This is a genomic window from Kitasatospora sp. NPDC048662 (assembly GCF_055587065.1).
Map to the genome: position 1 here is coordinate 1 of NZ_JBVJHA010000003.1, position 18,370 is coordinate 18,370.

The 18,370-nt window shown below is 72.3% G+C and carries 14 protein-coding genes; 4 read left to right on the forward strand and 10 right to left on the reverse strand.

All coding sequences use genetic code 11. The annotated features are described in order from the left end of the window. Nucleotides 1-214 precede the first annotated feature (214 nt). Nucleotides 215-1,141, forward strand: coding sequence for an endonuclease/exonuclease/phosphatase family protein (locus ACZ6R9_RS10540; RefSeq protein WP_465537727.1), 927 nt, complete (start codon nt 215-217; stop codon nt 1,139-1,141). A 9-nt stretch (nt 1,142-1,150) separates the two neighbouring features. Here ACZ6R9_RS10540 and ACZ6R9_RS10545 read toward each other — a convergent pair whose 3' ends face one another. The 7 genes from ACZ6R9_RS10545 to ACZ6R9_RS10575 form a co-directional block, all read right to left on the reverse strand. Beyond that, nucleotides 1,151-2,584, reverse strand: a complete 1,434-nt coding sequence (locus tag ACZ6R9_RS10545; protein WP_465537729.1) for a hypothetical protein — start codon at nt 2,582-2,584, stop codon at nt 1,151-1,153. Then, nucleotides 2,577-6,377: a bifunctional glycosyltransferase/CDP-glycerol:glycerophosphate glycerophosphotransferase gene (locus ACZ6R9_RS10550; RefSeq protein ID WP_465537731.1), complete on the reverse strand. Its 3,801-nt coding sequence runs from the start codon at nt 6,375-6,377 to the stop codon at nt 2,577-2,579. Before ACZ6R9_RS10550 ends, ACZ6R9_RS10545 begins: the two co-directional genes overlap by 8 nt. Nucleotides 6,378-6,393: 16 nt before the next feature. Continuing rightward, the gene (locus ACZ6R9_RS10555) at nt 6,394-7,470 is read right to left on the reverse strand and encodes an LCP family protein (RefSeq protein ID WP_465537733.1); all 1,077 of its coding nucleotides are present in this window, start codon (nt 7,468-7,470) and stop codon (nt 6,394-6,396) included. Between the two features lie 235 nt (nt 7,471-7,705). Then, a complete protein-coding gene (locus ACZ6R9_RS10560) occupies nt 7,706-8,716 on the reverse strand; it encodes a hypothetical protein (protein ID WP_465537735.1) in 1,011 nt (336 codons plus the stop codon). Between the two features lie 256 nt (nt 8,717-8,972). Then, complete coding sequence (locus ACZ6R9_RS10565) at nt 8,973-9,311, reverse strand: deoxyxylulose-5-phosphate synthase (RefSeq protein WP_380488470.1); 339 nt, start codon at nt 9,309-9,311, stop codon at nt 8,973-8,975. A 74-nt stretch (nt 9,312-9,385) separates the two neighbouring features. Further along, nucleotides 9,386-10,321: a 1-phosphofructokinase family hexose kinase gene (locus ACZ6R9_RS10570; protein ID WP_380488472.1), complete on the reverse strand. Its 936-nt coding sequence runs from the start codon at nt 10,319-10,321 to the stop codon at nt 9,386-9,388. Nucleotides 10,322-10,415: 94 nt separating this feature from the next. Continuing rightward, nucleotides 10,416-11,270 carry an Fpg/Nei family DNA glycosylase gene (locus ACZ6R9_RS10575; RefSeq protein ID WP_465537738.1) on the reverse strand — a complete coding sequence of 285 codons (855 nt, stop codon included), beginning with the start codon at nt 11,268-11,270 and terminating at the stop codon, nt 10,416-10,418. 170 nt (nt 11,271-11,440) lie between these two features. On the opposite strand from ACZ6R9_RS10575, the gene ACZ6R9_RS10580 reads away from it, so the two are divergent. Beyond that, on the forward strand, nt 11,441-11,740 hold the full coding sequence (locus ACZ6R9_RS10580) for an EamA family transporter (RefSeq protein ID WP_465537740.1): 300 nt from the start codon (nt 11,441-11,443) through the stop codon (nt 11,738-11,740). A gap of 153 nt (nt 11,741-11,893) precedes the next feature. On the opposite strand, the gene ACZ6R9_RS10585 is transcribed toward ACZ6R9_RS10580, so the two are convergent. The 3 genes from ACZ6R9_RS10585 to ACZ6R9_RS10595 all read right to left on the reverse strand — a co-directional run bounded on the left by ACZ6R9_RS10585 (nt 11,894) and on the right by ACZ6R9_RS10595 (nt 14,870). Then, a complete protein-coding gene (locus ACZ6R9_RS10585) occupies nt 11,894-12,400 on the reverse strand; it encodes a hypothetical protein (RefSeq protein WP_380488478.1) in 507 nt (168 codons plus the stop codon). A gap of 190 nt (nt 12,401-12,590) precedes the next feature. Next, on the reverse strand, nt 12,591-13,676 hold the full coding sequence (locus ACZ6R9_RS10590; RefSeq protein WP_380488480.1) for a sugar ABC transporter substrate-binding protein: 1,086 nt from the start codon (nt 13,674-13,676) through the stop codon (nt 12,591-12,593). A 162-nt stretch (nt 13,677-13,838) separates the two neighbouring features. After that, entirely contained in the window at nt 13,839-14,870 is a 1,032-nt protein-coding gene (locus ACZ6R9_RS10595; RefSeq protein ID WP_465537743.1) for an EamA family transporter, read from the reverse strand. Nucleotides 14,871-15,102: 232 nt separating this feature from the next. Between ACZ6R9_RS10595 and ACZ6R9_RS10600 the strand changes: the two genes are divergently transcribed. Both ACZ6R9_RS10600 and ACZ6R9_RS10605 read left to right on the forward strand, forming a co-directional pair. After that, the gene (locus ACZ6R9_RS10600) at nt 15,103-16,554 is read left to right on the forward strand and encodes a lipase maturation factor family protein (protein WP_380488484.1); all 1,452 of its coding nucleotides are present in this window, start codon (nt 15,103-15,105) and stop codon (nt 16,552-16,554) included. A gap of 130 nt (nt 16,555-16,684) precedes the next feature. Then, on the forward strand, nt 16,685-18,370 hold a 1,686-nt coding region (locus ACZ6R9_RS10605), incomplete at its 3' end, for a hypothetical protein (protein ID WP_465537745.1).

Sequence of the window (18,370 nt, forward strand, 5' to 3'; positions counted from 1 at the left end):
CGGTCCGCTGCCTGATCCGACACGCCTGGACCCTCTACCGCTGGAACACCCGCCCTCGAAGCCCACGCATCCGATGACCTACTGGCGGACGCCCTTAGCGATCGCAGCACCGGGCGAAGGGTGGTTCGGGGGCAAAGTTATGCTGGGCGCCTTCACCGTTCAGCGCTCGGGGGATGTCGTGCCGCCCAACAACGCCACTGTCCCGGGGCCTCCGGTGCGGCGCCGCCTGCGGATGCTGCTGGGCGCGGCGGCGGGGGTGCTGCTGCTCGGGCTGGTGCCCGCCGTGCGGCACGGGGCGGAGTCGGCGCTCGGGGCGGGCGGGCCGCGGCTGACGGTGGCGACCTGGAACATGTGCGGGGTGAGCGCCTGGGGCTGCGGCGAGTACGGCGGCGGTGAGCAGAAGGCCGGCGTGCTGCGCTCGCTGGCGAAGGAGCACGGGGCCCGGGTGATCCTGGTGCAGGAGGCCTGCCGGGGCGACCTGGACCGGGCCCGGGCCGGGCTCGGCGCCGACTGGCAGCTCGCCTTCCAGCCGTACGAGCAGGCGGACGCGACGGGCGCCCGCACGCCCGTGGACTGCGGCGGCGGACGGGGCGAGGTGGGCATCGGCATCCTGGCGGCCGCCCCGCTCACGGACGTCGCGCCGGTCGCCGCACCCCAGCCCGAGCACGGCCTGCGCCGCGGCATCCTGTGTGCCACCGCCACCGCCACCGCCACCGCCGCAACCGCCACCGCCACCACCGCCGCCGCCACGAGCGGCGCGGGCCTGCGGCTGTGCGTCGCGCACCTCTCGCTGCCGCCCGCCGACCGGTCCGACCGCGCTGCCGAGCTCCGCGACGACCAGCTCTCGGCGCTGATCGAGGCGGCCGGGACGGACGGCTCGGTGTTCGGCGGCGACTTCAACTCCTCGCCGCCCGGCCCGCACTACAAGGACGCCTGGATCTGGCCGGCGGCCTACTTCGACACCGTCCAGGAGTGCGCCCAGCGCGCGCCGGACCAGCGCAGCGGCTTCGCGCCCACCCACGAGAACGGGCTCAAGCTGGACTACCTGTTCACCGCGCTGCCCCGGCACGGCTGCTCCCTGGTGGACACCGGCTTCTCCGACCACCGGGCGCAGCTGCTCAGCGTCGCTGCCGCGCTCTGAGGGGGAGCGTCAACCGCCGTACCGCTGCTGCAAGTCGGCGTCGCGGGCGAGCGCACCGGCCACCACGAAGGTGACCTGGCCGGGCGCCGAGACGCGGCCGTCGGGGGCGGTGGCGCGGATCTCGACGGTGTGTCCGCCGCCGCGCCACTCCCAGGCGGGCTGCCAGCTCCACAGGCCGTCCTGGACGGGTGCGGTGCCCAGCGGGTGCTCCCCGATGGCGAGTTCGACCCGGTCGGCGCCGTCCGGGGCGTAACCGGTCAGCCGGACGGCGGGGCCGGGCACGTAGCTCTGGTCGGCGGGGTCGGTGACGACGGGCGCGGGCAGCGGTGGGGCGGGCTCGGTGACGGTGAGGGTGTGCTCGGTGCGGGTGCTCTGCTCGCCGTCGGCGGCGACGCCGAACAGTTTGAGGGTGTACTGGCCGGCTTCCCAGGGGAGGGTGAAGCGGCGTTCCCAGCGGCCCGCGGCGTCGGTCGGCCCGGAGCCCATGTACTTGCCGCTCAGCCAGATGCTGACCCGCGCCGCGCCGGGGGCGTGGCCGCCGATGGCGACGGCGTGCCCGGGGACGGTGGTTCCGGGCGCGGGGAAGTCGACCCGGGGCGGGGGGAAGCGGTCGGTGCCGGCGAGCAGCGCGTCGATCGCGGTGGTGTCCCGGTCGGGTTGTTCGCCGCCGGTGCGGACCTGGCCGAGGCGCGGGGTGATGCTGGCGACGAGCAGGTTGAGCAGTGCCATGACGGACGGCAGGGTGCGCGGGGTGACGGTGTTGTGGCCGGTGATCAGCGGGGAGTCGTTGTACACCAGGTGGAAGCTCGGATAGTCGCGGAACAGTTCGACGAACGGGGCGAGCTGGCGCGGGTAGTGCTCGTCCTGGGGCGAGGTGACGAGGTAGACGTTGGTGTGCCGGTACGGGGTGGTGGCGACCAGTTCGGGCAGCACCGCGTCGAGGACGGCGACCTTCTCGGGCGTCACCTGCCCCATCATCAGGGCGGCGGTGGCGGGCCGGTGTTCGTAGAGGTCGGTGCCGACGAGGAACTGCGGGACGACGGCGATGACGTTGCCGTAGCCGTGCCGCAGCGCGAACTGGAGGGCCGCGGTGCCGCCCTTGGAGCCGCCGAACATGGTGACCTGGTCGGCGGTGAGGCCGAGGGCGTGGACGAACCTGGCGATGAGCGCGGCGACGGCGTGCTCGACGCCGAAGTCCATGTTCCTGCACAGGTAGTAGGTGTTGCCGCCGTCGAACCGGTCGCGGATCCACAGGATGTTGGCGCGGACCTGGTCGAGGACGCCGTTGGAGAAGCCGTAGTCCTGCGGGGCGGAGAAGTTGGCGAACACCACGACGAGGTGCCGGGTGCCGTTGCGGGCGTGGCTGAACCGGTACTCGACGGGGACGGGCCCGCTCTCGTCCCGGCCCTCGACGACGGGGCGGGTGCGGGACTTGTCAGACACGGTGGGGGTCCGTTCCTCTGCGCATGTGCTGCAGGTCGCGGAGCCGGGCGGCGGCTCCGTCGGGGTCGGTGGGGGCGGTGAGGCCGACGGGCAGCGGCCAGGGGACGCCCTCGAAGGTGTCGTGGACGCCCGGGTCGTGCCGGGGCGCGGCCGCAGGGGCCGGCGCGTCGAGGTCGCCGCCGGCGATCAGCAGCCGGTCGGCCAGCCGGGCGGAGGCGCGGCCGTCGTCGAGGTCGCAGTAGTCGTGCTGGAAGCGCCGGTAGCGCTCGGCGTAGCGGGCCCGCACCCCGTCGGCGTGGCGGATCGCGGTGATCAGCTGGGCGGACTCGGCGAGCAGCGGCCCGGGGGCGCTGGTCTCGAAGTCGAAGTAGAAGCCGCGCAGGGTGTCGCGGTAGTGCTCCAGGTCGTAGGTGAAGAACAGGATGGGCCGGCCGGTGTTGACGAAGTCGAACATCAGCGAGGAGTAGTCGGTGATCATCACATCGGTGATCAGCGACAGGTCGGCCATGTCGGGGTAGTCGGAGACGTCGTGGACGAAGCCGTCGCCCGCGCCGGGGACGGGGTCCACGACGTTGGGGTGGCGGCGGACCAGCAGCACGTGGTCCGCGCCGAGCCGGGCCCGGGCGTCGTCCAGGTCGATCCGGAAGTCGAGCTTGTACCGGCCGGGCGCGTAGTACTGGTCGTCGCGCCAGGTGGGGGCGTACAGGACGACCCGCTTGCCCTCGGGGATGCCGATCCGGCGGCGGATCGCGGCGGCGCGGTGCCCGGTGTCCGGGCGGCGCAGCACGTCGTTGCGCGGGTAGCCGCATTCGACGATCTCGCCGGGGAAGCCGAAGGCGCGGCGCAGGATCGGGGTGGAGAAGGTGTTCGGGGAGACCAGCAGGTCCCAGTTCTCGACCTCGGTGGCCAGGCGTTCCAGGTAGCGCTTGTCGGCGAAGTGGACGGCCTCGATGTCGTGGCCGATCTTCTTCAGCGGGGTGCCGTGCCAGGTCTGCACGACGACCTGGCCGGGGCGCTTGCGGAACCAGTCCGGCAGGTGGTTGTTGGCCACGACGTAGCGGCTGGTGGCGAGCGCCTCGTACCACTCGGGCGACCACATGCGCACGGCGCGGGCCGTGTCGGGGACGTCCACCTGGTCGTCCCTGACCACCCACAGGTGCTCCAACGGCACGCGGCGGCGCACCAGTTCCTCGTGGACGGCGCGCGGGCTGTCGGAGTACTGGGTGCCCTTGAAGGCATCGAACAGCACGGCGGGCCGGACGGGCTGCTGGCGGGCGGCGGGGTAGGCCTTGGTGCGCAGCAGCTTCTGCCGGTAGGGGCCGCGGGCGTGGTCGGGCATCGCGGAGTGGACCTGGAGCGAGAGCCGGTCGTAGCTTTCGGCCTGGATCTCGTAGCCGCGCCCGTCGCTCTCCACGGCCTGCGGGAGGCCGGGGATGACGTCCTGCTCCAGCTTGAGCATCAGGTCGGGCAGGCGGTCGGCCGGTGCGGTGCGGGCGGGGTCCTGGCGGCGCAGGTAGAGGTCCCAGCGGCCGGCGGCGAGCGGGACGGTGCCGGCCAGGGTGCGGATCCGGGCGGGGGCGAAGCGGGCCCGGAAGTGCTCGCCGATCAGGTCGAGCGGGACGACGCGTTCGGTGCCCTGGGCGCGCGAGCGCAGCACCAGGTGGACCTGGTGGCGCCGCTCGGCGGGGACCAGGTGCAGGGCGGGGTAGCGGCCGACGAGCTCCAGGGTGCCGTCGTCCTCCCAGGCGTGGCGGGTGACCAGCGGGAGGGTGGCGCGCTCGAACAGCACCAGGTAGCCGGAGCCGTTGCGGTGGACCACGAGTTCGCGGTCGCCCTCGGCGGTCTGCAGGCTGCCGGGGAGGCGGTGGTGGCCGTCGGGGGTGTTCTCGGCCATCACCGGATACATCGTCAGCTTGCGTCCGGCGACATGGAAGGTGGTCTTCCAGCCGTTGGCGCCGAGGTCCCAGGACTGCGGAACGGCCTGGTCGGCGCCCTCGCCGCGGTGCGCGGGCACCAGGGAGCGCAGCGGGACGCGGACGGTGAAGGTGCACCAGCCCTCACCGCCCGGGGTGAAGTGGACGGGAGCCTGGGTGCGGCCCGCGCCGCCGAGGCTGACCAGGCGCAGCTCGCCGCTCTCGGGGACGCTGGGGCCGAGGTGGACGCCGCGCAGTTCGAGCCGGTCGCCGACGATGCGGTGGCCGGTGATCCGGCAACGGACCACCTCGACGCGGAGCTTGAGCCGGTTCTGCACGAACAGCGGCAGCACCCGGGTGTTCTTGTCGACATACCGGTACGGCGGGTTGGCGGCGCTGCCGACGCTGCCGCGGTCCAGGCCCCGGTAGCGGAACAGGCCGCGGCTGAGCACGCCGGCGGCGACGTCCCAGGTGCCTTCCACCCACTGGCCCTTCTGCTTGAGCCGGTTGGTGTCGAAGCTCGCGCTGAAGCCCGACCAGTCGTAGCAGTAACGGTTCTGGTTGGAGTGCTCGGTGGCCTGCGGGGCGTACACGGTGCGGGTGGGGACCAGCAGCATCCGGTCCTGCTTGGTGTTGCGCAGGGCGAGGGCCTTGACCGACATGTGCCGCTTGTGGACGTTGACGAAGCGGATGTAGGCGCTGCCGGAGAGCTCCAACCGGTCGCCGTCCCAGCGGACTTCGCCGATCGAGCCGTGCAGGGACAGCTCCTTGCCGAGCCGGTACGCCTTGCGGCCGATGCCGACCCGGCGGTCGCCGAGGTGCGGGTACTTGAGGTAGCGGTGGAAGCGGCGCTGGACCGGCATCGGGCCGCCGCGCCGCTCGAACTCGACCACGTCGAGCAGCTCCTGGAGCTTGCGGCGGCGCACCAGCAGCCACTTCACCCGGGCCTCGGCGGGCAGTTCGTCGATCAGGTCCTCGCCGGCCTCGTCGAGGAACTCGTTGGTCCACTGGACGAAGGAGAGCCGGTACTCCTCGTCGCCGTCGGGCAGCGCCTTCAGGTGGAGCATCAGGTCGGAGGTGAGGCAGGCCAGGTCGTACTTGCGCTTGGACTCGGCGAAGCTCTTCGAGCGGTGCTGCCCGAGGAAGCGGCTGACGGACAGCACGGCGGAGACCCGGTCGCGCAGGTTGTCGATCTCGTGGTGGCGCTGGGTGATGGAGGGCGCGGCGTTGCCCTCGCGGCGGCGCCAGTAGTAGACGACGTCGGTGATGGTGTCGACCTTGGCCGCCCGGAAGTGGGCGAACATGTTGACCCAGGAGTCCTCGTACAGGACCCCTTCGGGGAACTCGATGTAGTAGTAGTCCCAGAAGCTGCGCCGGAACAGCTTGTTCCACACCGTGCGGTCGTAGATCAGCTTCTCGAACCTGGTGATGTGGGTGCCGCGCCGGTTGGCCTCCATCGGGCCCTTGTGCAGCGGAGACTGCCACTTCCTGGTGGAGTTCATCATCTGCACGTTGCCGGAGACGAAGTCCGAGCCGGACTCCTCCAGGGTGCGCAGCAGCGTCTCGTAGGCGTGCTCGGGCACCACGTCGTCGCCGTCGGCGAACACCAGGAACTCGGCCTCGGGGTGCAGTGCGCGCAGGCCGGTGTTGCGGGCGTGGCCCGGGCCGTTCGCGTCCTGCCGGATCAGCCGGAACCGCGCGTCCCGGGCGCACATCGCCCGCGCGATCGCGGTGGAGCCGTCGGTCGAGCCGTCGTCCACCAGGATCACCTCGAAGTCGCGGAACGACTGCCGGGCGATGGACTCCAGGCATTCGGCGAGGTACATCTCGACGTCCTGGAACGGGACGACGACGCTCAGCCTCGGTCGGTGGGCACGCACGGGATCCGCTCCTCCGTCAGCCTGCGGTGGCCGGGACGGGCTTGTCCTCGCGCAGCGCCTGCCAGAGCTTCTGCGCGCGGGGCTCGTCGGCGACCACCCGGTTGTGGTCGGTCCGGTCGGTGACCACGGGGAGCAGCACGGTCTTCATCCGCTCGGGCTGCAGGCCCTTCATGCTCTGCGCGAAGTCGAGCAGGCCGCTCAGCGAGCCGAGGTCGGTGTCGGTGGTCAGCGCCTTGGTGGCCGCGTTCGCCACCCCGTACGCCTTGGTCGGGCTGGAGAGGGTGCCCTTGCGCTGGAGCTGGGAGAGGACGGAGAGCAGGAACTTCTGCTGCAGGCCGATCCGGCCGAGGTCACTGCCGTCGCCGATGCCGTGCCGGGTGCGGACGAAGGCGAGCGCCTGGGTGCCGTCCAGGGTGTGGGTGCCGGCGGGCAGGTGCAGGCCGCTGTACTTGTCGTCGATGGCGACGTCGGTGGTGATCTCCACGCCGCCCATCGCGTCCACGAGTTCCTTGAACCCGGCGAAGTCGATCTCGACGTAGTGGGTCATCCGCAGGCCGGTGATGGTCTCGACGGTCTTCACCACGCAGGCCGGACCGGCCGTGGTGTACACCGAGTTGAACATCACCCGGGGCGCGGCCGGGATCTGCTTGCCGTCGGCGGTGGTGCAGGCCGGCCGGGCCACCATGGTGTCGCGGGGGATGCTGACCACGGTGGCGTTGACGCGGCCCTGCGGTATGTGCACCAGCATCGCCGTGTCCGAGCGGGCGGTGCCGCCCACATCGCCGCCCGCCAGCTCGCCGTTGTCGCCGCTGCGGGAGTCCGAACCGAGTACCAGGATGTCCTGCGCGCCGGTGGGCAGTGCGGCCGGCCGGTCCTCGCCGAGCACCTTGTCGATGTCGACGGTGTCGAGGTTGCCCTCCAGGTGGCGGTACATCCACAGCCCGGTACCGCCGACGGCCAGACCGAGTGCCAGCACCACGCCGCCGCCGATCAGCAGAACCCGCCGACCCCGGCGACGCGGCTTCGGCCGCCGGCCCGGGGCGGCGGCAGCGTCGGTCTTGGGTCCGGCCGACACGCCGTCGGTCTGCGCCATGGATCGAGCATCCTCCCAGTTCACGGGCTGCGGTGCGTGCCCGGAGGGGTCATGCTCTCACGGTGTTTTTCATGGCCTGTTGGTTTTTTGATCACAGACCGATACCGACTCTTTGCGTTTCCCTCACATCACGCTCCGTGACTGTGCGCCTTTCTGCTCCTACGGAGGGTGACATTTGATGATGTGGCGTCAAGTGGCCGAGAGGCTCCCAGGCTTGACTGAGGGTCGGCTGGCGTCAGGGGCCGGTGTCCGCGGCGACGAAGGTGTACGCGCCGAGTTCGAGGAACAGGGCGTCCGCGAGTTCCGGCACGCCGGTGAGCGGGACGGCGAGTCGCCGTTCCAGCGCTCCGGGATTGTTGGTCACCGGGTTGTAGGCCCGCAGCACGATCCGGGCGTCGCACGGGAGGGGCTGGTCGAACCGGACCGCGACCGTGACGGTGCCGGAGTAGTTGGCGGGCAGCAGGATCGAGCGCGTGTACCCCTCGTCGGTACCGGGCGAGTAGACCTGCGCCGTCAGGCTGAACGGGGCCTGCTGGTCGGTGTTGGAGAAGGTCGCGGTGCCGTCCGGCAGGTCGGTGCCGGAGATTCCGAAGACGAACCGGGTCGGGGTGTTGTTCAGGTTGCAGATCGCCAGGTTGGCGAGGACGTAGCTGGTCTGCCGGCACGGGATCACGTCGATGTTGCGCCAGCCGACGTTGGGGTTGTACCTGACCCAGTTCAGGTAGTCGACGAGCGAGCTGAAGGTGGGCAGCGTCGCGGACATCGGGTGGGCGGGGGTGTCCACGGTGGTGATCGTGCAGTAGTGGCCCGGCGGTGTGTCGCTCGGGAAGAGGAAGGCGGATCTGCTGACGCAGATCTTCCCGGGCGGGATCTCCCTGGAGCCGCCGCGGACGGTGAACGGCACGCTGGTGCCGCCGCCCTCCGCGGGGATCGGGGTCCAGGCCCGCGGGTCCAGGAGCAGCCCGCCGGGGGCGAAGTAGAGCCTGACGTTGCCGGAGCTGGGGCAGCTGGTCCGCAGGTTCTTTCCGCGGACGTAGATGCGGTTGAGCCTGCCCTGCACGATGGGATGGCGAATTCCGAGGTCCGGGCCGTTGTAGCTGGACTCCAGCAGGTCGAAGTCGAGGATGTCGCTGCCGAAGGGGACGATGTCCGGGGACTCCCAGACCGGGTCGGCGGTGGGGGTCTGTCCGAGGTCCTGGAAGTTGTCCCGGACCAGGATGTCGTCCCAGCTGGCGGCTGCGTTCATGGTTCCTCCCGAGAGTCTTCGCGCCGACGGGCATGCGTCGGTCTCGCGCGGGCGGGCAGGCAGTCTTCGGGGTGGCCGGGACGGCGAATGCACCCGTTCGGGGGAACGTCCCGGTGCAGCAAATGTACGTTCCCGAACCATTCGGCCCAATCCATCGGACGAGTGAACGTGCGTCACGCGCGGCTGACGGGTCCGAGGTGCCGTCAGAGGCCGGCCGGCACCACGGCCCCCGGCGCCGCCACGCCCGCCTCGGGCGCTACGGCAGTTCGGGACGCACCAGCGCCCGCGCGAAGGGCTCGCCCGTGCGCCGGGCGTGGGTCATCCGCTCGCGCACCTCGCCGAGGGTGCGCGGGCGGTAACCGGGGCCGCCGCAGCAGCCCTTGTGGAAGCGGATTCCGGCGTTCAGCAGGACCGACAGGGTCCGCCAGGCGGCGGTGTCGCGCCGCCGGGGTGCGGCGAAGGCGGAGCCCACGTGGATCAGCGGCTCGGCGCAGCGCGGGCAGCGGCGGTCGTGCCGCTCGTACAGCTCGCGGTAGGGCTGCTTCCAGGAAGCGCGGCAGGGCAGGCAGACGTAGGAGGTTTTGACGGAGGGCATGGCGGTCAGGGTAGGGCCCGCCGGGCGGCGGGCTCGACCGGATTTCCCGTCAACGGGCGTGCGAGGGAGGAAAGTTACCAGGTGAAGGGGGATACCCCCGCGCCGAGGCGGGTGGCGGTCAGGCACTGGCGCAGGCGGCGGTAGGCGTCGCCGTCGAAGTGGCCGGCCCGGGGGTGCAGGACGGTGGCGGCGGACAGCGCCACCGCGTCGGGGAGGATCGCGGACCAGCCGGCGTTGCCGGACAGGCCGGCGGCGAGGGCGGCGACGGCGGAGTCGCCGGCGCCGGTGGGGTTGCCGGTGACGGGGGAGGCCGGGGCGCAGCGCCACGCGCCGTGGGCGTCCACGGCGAGCAGGCCGTCGGGGCCGAGCGAGGCGAGCACGGACTCGGCGCCGCGGCGGAGCAGGGTGCGGGCGGCGTCGTGCGGGTCGGGCAGGCCGGTGGCGGCGGTGAGTTCGGCGGCGTTCGGCTTGATCGCGGTGGGGCGGGCGGGCAGCGCGGCGAGCAACGCGGGGCCGTCCGCGTCGAGCACCACGGGGATGCCGAAGCCGCGCCCAAGGGTGACGAGTTGGGCGTAGCCGTCGGCGGGGGCGCCGGGCGGGAGGCTGCCGGAGAGGACCAGGACGGCGGCCTGCGGGAGATGGCGTTCGGTCTCGGCGAGCAGGGCGTCCCACTCGGCGGCGGCGAGCACCGGGCCGGGCTCGTTGAACATGGTGGCGTCGGCGGTGTCCACCACGGCCACGGTGCGGCGGGTGTCGCCGGCGACCGGGACGGCGGCGTGGTCGAGCCCGGCGGCGGCGAGTTCGGCGCGCACCGCCTCGCCGGTGGGGCCGCCGAGCGGCAGGACGCAGCGGGCCGGGTGGCCGAGCGCGGTGAGCACCCGGGCCACGTTGACGCCCTTGCCGCCGGCCTGGGTGGCCGTCCCGGTGATCCGGTGGCTGGTGTACGGGCGGATGTGGGGGACGGAGTAGGTGACGTCCAACGCCGGATTCGGTGTGACGGTGAGAATCATGAGGGACGCCCCGAGAAGACTTGGCTGACTGAAAGTGCTTGATCATAGCCATGTTCGAGCAGCTTCGAGCATCCCGGCCGGTGAACGTGAAGCGTCACTTGAGCAACCGGGACAGCCGCCGGTCGGCCAGCACCCGTCCGCCGGTCTGGCAGGTCGGGCAGTACTGGAGCGAGGAGTCGGCGAAGTTCACCGAGCGCACCGTGTCCCCGCACACCGGGCAGCGCTCGCCCTCCCGGCCGTGCACCGCCAGACCGGCCCTCTTCTCGGGCTTCAGCCCGCCGGCCGGGGCCGCCCGCAACCGCTCCAGGGCGCGGCCGAGTTCGTGCCCGATGGCGGCGTGCAGCCGGGCCAGCTGTCCGGCGTCCAGGGAGGCCGCCAGCGCGTAGGGGGAGAGCTTGGCGGTGTGCAGGATCTCGTCGGACCAGGCATTGCCGATCCCGGCCAGCACGCTCTGGTCGGTGAGGAAGGTCTTCAGCCGGTGCCGGGCCCCGGCGGCGAGGGCGGCGAGCTGCTCCGGGGTGAGAGTGAGCGCGTCGGGGCCGAGGCGGGCGATGCCGGGAACCTGCCGAGGGTCCGTCACCACGTAGGCCGCGAGCCGCTTGGTGGTGCCCTGCTCGGTGAGGTCGAAGCCGCTGCCGTCGTCCAGCACCAGCCGCAGCGCGAGCGGACCGCGGCGGCTCGGCGGCTTGGCGGGGAAGGACTCGCGCCGGTGCACCCAGCCCGCCCGGGCCAGGTGCACCACCAGGTGCGGGCCGCCGTCGGTGGCCAGGTCGAGGAACTTGCCGTGCCGGGTGACGCCGCTGACGGCCCGTCCGGTGAGCGCCTGGACCGGCGGGTCGAAGGTCTTCAGGGCGGGGATCGACAGCACGTCCACGCGCTCCAGCACGCGTCCGGCGCAGAGGGCGGTCATCCACTCGGCGAGCGCCTGTACTTCGGGGAGTTCGGGCATCCGCCCAGTCTGGCCCGGCCGCGACCGGGCGGGCCACCGGGGCAGGGGTCGATGGGCGGGGCCGCACGCTAAGTTGTCTGAACAAGTGGACGGTCGGGGAGCTGTCGGGGGGAGACGCGGACGGCAGCGGGGTACGGGCCTCGGCCTCCGCCGGTGGCTACATCGCCTGGATGTTCCTCCTCCAGGGCCTGGCCGTCCTCGCCGTCCGCGGCCGCACCCTGCTGCCCGCCATGCGCGAGGGCCGCACCGCGGCGGTGGCCGGCGGCCTGATGTCGCTCACCGCCTACGGCCTGGTGGTGTGGGCCCAGACCGTCGGCGACCTGCCCACCATCGCCGCCCTGCGGGAGACCTCCATCGTGATCGCCGCCCTGATCGGCACCCTCGTCCTGCGCGAACGCCTCGGCACCCTCCGGCTGGCCGCCAGCGCCACCGTCCTGACCGGCATCGCGCTGCTGGAGTTCGCCCACTGACGGTCTCGTGGGTCGGGTGGGCCTGCGCAGGAGCGCGCGGTGGCCCACCTGGACCACTGGCCGCCGGGCGCGGGCAGCGCGGGGCCGCCGCCGAGGGTGGTGAGGACGGCGGCGGCGCTCGGGGCGCGGAAGAACTCGAGTTCGGACACCGGTTCAGCCGGAGAGGCAGCAGTACAGGTGCTGCTCGGCCTTCTTGGCACGGCGGGCGAGGACGCCCAGGCGGTGGATCAGCTGGAGGAGTTCGGCGGTCGGCAGGGGCCGGAGCTCCTCGGCGCGGGCCCAGCGGGCGGCGAGTTCGGGCAGCCGCTTGCGCTCGATGGTGGCGAGGGCGTCGCGGGTCTCGTCGGACAGTTGCACCACCCAGGGCCCGGTCATCCAGGGGTCCTCCTGGTCGATCTCGGTGACCGGCCCGTCCCCGGTCACCCAGGGCTGCGGTCCGGTCGGCCAGATCGACCGGTCGGGTGCGCCGCCGGCCTCGAACTCCTTCGTTTCGATGGCGGCGACCAGTCGGCGCAGCACCGTGGTCGGGTCCACCCGCTTGGCCCGTACGGATTCGAACGACTCGGCGGGCTTGGCCTCCTTGTCGGCCATCACCGTCCGCACGGCCGTCTCGTCGGCGGCCCGGAAGTAGTCGGTCTGAAAATCAAGGTCCAGGATCATGTCGCACGCTCCCCTCGCTCGGCAAGATGCCCAGTGGACCACGGCGAACGGACGCTTGGATACCGGGCCTCCGGTTCGCCGCCGTCCTGTGATCTGCGAGCCACCCCCGGGGCGCCTGCCGGCCAGGTGACGGAGCGGAGAGCGGGCCGAGCCGACGTCCCCGCACTGGACGCCGGCGCGGCCCTCCCGGTCAGTAGTTGCCGGGGATGTTCGCGGCCCGGCAGGCCTGCGCGAACTGCGGGGTGCAGATCTCGTCGGCCTTGTACAGGCCGGCCGCGACGATCGTCTCGGCGACCTTCGCCTTGGTGACGACCACCGGGCTGAGCAGCATGGACGGGATCTGGCGGCCGCCCGAGTCGGTCATCGTGGCGGCCACCGAGGTGACGTCGATGCCCTTGACCAGGTAGACCGCCATGTTGGCGGCGGCCTCGGCCTCCGGCTGGTACGGCTTGTAGATGGTGTAGGCCTGCTCGCCGGTGAGGATCCGTCGGACGGCCTCCAGCGAGGCGTCCTGCCCGCCGACCGGGACGTCGGTGCGCCCGGCCTTGTGCAGTTCCTCGATGATCGCGCCGGCCATGCCGTCGTTGGCGGAGTAGACGGCCTGGAAGCCGTTCTTGCCGAGCCTGTTGATCGCCTCGTTGACCTTGGCGGCGGCCACCTCGGGCTTCCACTCGCCGGACTGCTCGTAGGCGATCCGCTTGACCTTGCTGTCCAGCGCGTGGTGCGCGCCGGCCTTGAAGTCGGCCGCGTTCGGGTCGGCCTCCGAGCCGTTGATCATCACGACCTCGGCGCCGGCCGCCTTGTTGCCCAGCGCGTCCAGCAGGGCCTGGCCCTGGAGTTCGCCGGTGCGCTTGTTGTCGAAGGAGATGTACGCGGCGACATTGCCGGCGGCCAGCCGGTCGTACGCGATGACCTTGGTGCCCTTCTTGGCGGCCTGCTCCACCCACGGGGCGGTGACGGCGGCGTTCACCGGGTCGAGCAGGATCACCTTGACGCCGCGGGCGAGCAGCGCGTCGAACTGCTGCTTCTGCGCCGTCTCGTCGCCGTCGGCGTTGGCGTAGTCGACGGTGCACTTGGTGCACAGGCCGCTGACCTGGGCCTCGATCAGCGGCTTGTCGAACGCCTCGTACCGGGTGGAGGAAGCGCGTTCGGGCAGCAGCAGGCCGATCGCCTGGCTGCCCGAGGACGAGGGTTTGTCGCTTCCGCAGGCGGCGAGCGACATCGTCATCGACACGGCGGCCGTGCCGATGACGAGTCGACGCGTCATCGAATTCATGGTGGGTGGTGCCTCCCTGAGAGCGCCGCGTCGTTGCGGCGAGAGTGAAGGGGAGTCAAGCCCACCCATCATTTGTCGTCAAGAAGTAAATCATTGGTCAGGGTGGTGGGATCAAGTCGTTACCTTCTTGAAGAATTGCCGGACGGTTGGTCTGCGGAGCTTTCAGCGCTCGTTGCGGGCCACCAGGAACACCCCGCCGACCACTATCGCGCCGCCGAGCAGGATCGGCCAGGTCAGAGCCTCGGAGAGGAACAGCCACCCGAGGAACACGGCCACCACCGGATTGACGTACGCGTAGGTGGCGACCAGTGGCAGCGGTGCGCGCTGAAGCAGCCAGGCATAAGACGTGAACGCGACGATGGAGCCGAACAGCACCAGGTACCCCAGCCCCACCCAGGACGCGGTGGACACCGCCGCCGGATCGAAACCGCCCGGCTCGCCGCGCAGCAACGCCAGCGCGAACGCACCCACCGCGCCCGCCAGCATCTCGTACACGCTCGCCACGAACGGGTCGGCCGGCATCGGCAGCCGGCCCGCCAGCACCGAGCCGAGCGCCCACACCACGGCGCCGACCACCACCAGCAGCAGCCCGGTCAGCCCCACCTGGCCGGTCAGGCCCGGCGCGGTCAGCACCGCCAGGCCCGCCAGGCCGAGCAGCACGCCCGCCAGCGTGGCCGGGCCGGTCCTGGTCCCGAACGCCCGGCGCAGCAGCACCACCCACAGCGGCACACTTGCCACCATCAGCGCCGCCAGCCCCGACGGGACGGTCCGCTCCGCCAGCACCACCATGCCGTTGCCGCCGCACAGCAGCAGCACGCCCACCAGTGCGGCGGAAGCGAATTGACGCCACGTCACCCGCAGCGTCTGGATCCCCCGGCGGGCCGCCAGCCCCGCCGCCAGCAGCACCGCGGCCGCCGCGAACCGCAGCGCGCCCGACAGCAGCGGCGGCATGGTCTCCACCACCACCCGGATCGCCAGATAGGTCGATCCCCACACCACGTACACGATGCCCAACGCACCCCAGACCGCCGCCCCCAGCCCGGCCGGGCGGGTGCCGGAGCGGGGCGAATCGGCCGACGAGGCGGGGGATTTGACGGGGGGTGAGGCGGGGGACGCGTCGGGGATCGAGCCGGGGGATGAGCCGGGTCGCGGACAGTCGGGATCGGCGGCGGGCTGCGGAGAGGTCGCGGACATGTGCGTCTCCTTCTCTTACTCCTGACAGGGGTTCGGCGGAATGACACCACACTCCGCCCGCGCCCGGCAGGGGGTTTCAGCAGCCGATACGGGCAGAAGCCCGATCGCGCACGCCGGGCAGGGCCGACCGGATGAACCGGCGCACCACCGCACCCCCAACCGGCCCCACCCCGGCCGCCGCGGATGGTAGGCATGGGGGCGGCCGAGCGCAGCCGACCCGAGGAGCGGCCGCATGGCATGGTTCGCCGCCCCCGAGTACCGGCTCGCCCGCGAGCTGTTCCTGCGCCTGCTCGCCCTCGTCTACCTGTGCGGATTCCTCGCCGCCGCACGCCAGTTCCGCGCCCTGCTGGGCAGCCGCGGCCTGCTCCCGATCCCGCGCTTCGTCGCCCGCGTCCCACTGCGCCACGCCCCCAGCCTGTTCCACTGGCACTACAGCGACCGCCTCTACGCCACCGTCGCGTGGACCGGCGCCGCGCTCGCCGCCGCGCTACTCGCCGGAGCGGCGAACCAGGTGCCGCTCGGCGTCGCGATGGCCCTGTGGGCACTCCTCTGGGCGCTCTACCTGTCGATCGTCAACGTCGGGCAGACCTGGTACGCCTTCGGGTGGGAATCCCTGCTGCTCGAAGCCGGCGCGCTCGCCGTCCTCCTCGGCAACGCGGCCACCGCGCCGCCCGTCCTCGGCATGTGGCTGCTGCGCTGGCTGCTGTTCCGCGTCGAGTTCGGCGCCGGACTGATCAAATGGCGCGGCGACGAATGCTGGCGCAAGCTCACCTGCCTCTACCACCACCACGAGACCCAGCCCATGCCCGGCCCGCTCAGCTGGTTCTTCCACCACCTGCCCCGGCCCCTGCACAAGGTCGAGGCCGCCGCCAACCACTTCGTCCAACTCGTCGTCCCCTTCGGCCTGTTCCTTCCACAGCCGATCGCCTCCGACGCCGCCCTGCTGATGATCGCCACCCAGCTGTGGCTGATCGCCTCCGGCAACTTCGCCTGGCTGAACTGGCTCACCGTCGCCGTCGCCCTCGGCGCCCTCGACACCGGCACCCTGCGCCGCGTCCTGCCGATCGCCCCCGACCCGCACTACCCCGCCCAACCCGCCTGGTACCAGGCCCTGGTGGCGCTCTACACGCTGCTCGTTGCGGTCCGCTCCTGGCAGCCCGCGCGCAACCTGCTCTCCTCCCGGCAGCAGATGAACCGCTCCTTCGACCCGCTGCACCTCGTCAACACCTACGGCGCGTTCGGGTCCGTCAACCGGGTGCGCCACGAGATCGTCCTCGAAGGCACCCGGGACGTGGAAGGGGTGCACGGCTGGCGCGCGTACGAGTTCCGCGGCAAACCCGGCGAACTGCGACGGCTGCCACGGCAGTTCGCGCCCTACCACCTGCGCCTGGACTGGCTGATGTGGTTCGCCGCCATCTCCCCGGCCTACGCCCGGCCCTGGTTCCTGCCGCTGCTCGCCCGCCTCCTCGTCAACGACCCGGACACCCTGCGCCTGCTGCGCCACAACCCGTTCCCCGGCACCCCGCCCGCCCTGATCCGGGCCCGCCTGTACCGCTACCGCTTCACCACCGGCCCCGAACTGCGCGACACCGGCGCCTGGTGGCACCGCACCCCCCTGCGCGACTACCAGCGGCCCGTCGGCCTCACCGAACTGCGGCGCTTCGTTCCGGGAGCCCCCCGGTGACCCGCCCCGGCCCCCGCCCGCCACCCCGGAAAGGCGTACTGTCGGTGGCGCTCCCTACCGTACGGACCACGCGAGCGGGCCCCGGCCCGACGCCACCGGTCCAGCGCGGCCCGGCAATTCACGGGGTCAGGTGCTGCAAGCGTCGAACGCGCACCCGTATTCTGGCCTACCGCGACGCCACCGCCGCCGCAACCACCCCACCCGCACCCCTGCCCGCCACACGCCACGAACCGGACTTCACATGACAGTGCGCACCCTGAACGACGCCGACGACGCCGCGTCCGAGACCGCGTCCGCGACGACCGCGTCCGCGACGGACGGCGAGACCCGCCAGAGCACCCGTGAGGAGCTCGGCCGGTTCGCCGACCAGGGCGGCTTCGCGCTCAACCCCGAGACCAACCCCTGGCTGGAAGCCGCCGAGACCCTCACCGGCCCCGAGGACGCCCGCGCCGCGTCCACCGTCCTCGCCGAACTCCGCAGCCGCGACACCCGCGCCGTCGGAAAGGCCGCCAACGCCATCGCCGACAAGGCCGGCCTGCGCATCCCCGACACCCTCGGCGGCCTCACCACCCTGCTCGACCTGCTCCAGCGCGTCCACGCCACCGCCGCGACGCTGCGCACCGAGGTCTACGAGCACGACCTGCCGCAGCTCGCCGCCGCCACCGGCACCAGCACCTACCGCAAGGACCAGGGCATCAAGCTCGGCTGGAACCGCCGCCGCGTGCTGCGCGGCCAGGCCCGCGCCCTCACCCCCGCCGGCACCCGCGCCCCCGGCCGCACCGAGCTGCACGCCGCGCTCGTCGCCGCCGCGGCCGCCCACCGGGACTGGAAGGCGCTCGCCGCGGACGTCGCCGGGTCCTCGCGGCCCTCCGTGCCGGTGGACGGCGCACTGCTGACCGAGACGGCCAACGTCGTCGACTCCCTCGCCGACGCCGTCCGCTCGCTCGCCCGCCTCCTCCCCGAGCGCGCCCTCGACTCCCTCCCGCTCGGCGAACTCGCCGACCTCGTCGACCGCCTCGCCGCCGACGAAGGCACCCTCTACCGCCTCTCCACCCTCCGCCAGCTCCGCCTCGAACTCGCCGAGCAGGGGCTGACGGAGCTGCTGGAGGAACTGACGGAGCGCCAAGCCGACAAGGACGCTGCGCTGGCCGCCTACGACCGCCACCAGACCGCCCGCGCAGCCCTCGCGGCGGGGCCGCGGCAGGCTACGGACGAGGTCGTGGGCTCCGCCGTTGAGACGGCTGCTGAGGCTGAGACCGAGGCCGAGGTTGCTGCCGAGGAGCCGACCGCTGAGGTGGAGCCGGTGGCGGAGGCCGTTGCGGAGGCGGAGGTTGAGGCTGCTGCGGAGGAGCCCGCTGCTGAGGTTGAGGCTGAGCCGGTTGCTGTCGAGGAGCTGGGGGCCGAGGTCGAGGTTGTCGCCGAGGCCGAGCCGGCCGGGGAGGACGTTGCCGAGGCGGAGGTTGAGCCGGAGGCTGAGGTTGAGGCAGAGACCGAGCCGGTTGCCGAGGTGGCGGCTGACGTTGTTGCGGAAGAGCCTGCCGCTGAGGCTGCGGCCGAGGTGGTGGCCGAGCCGGTTGCGGAGGTCGTTGCCGAGGTGACGGCTGACGTTGTTGTGGAGGTCGTTGCCGAGGCGGAGGCTGCGGCCGAGGTTGAGGCTGAGCCGGTTGCTGTTGAGGAGCCGGAGGCCGAGGTCGAGGTTGTCGCTGAGGTTGAGCCGGTTGCGGAGGCTGCGGCCGAGGTTGAGGCTGAGCCGGTTGCTGTTGAGGAGCCGGAGGCCGAGGTCGAGGTTGTCGCTGAGGTTGAGCCGGTTGCGGAG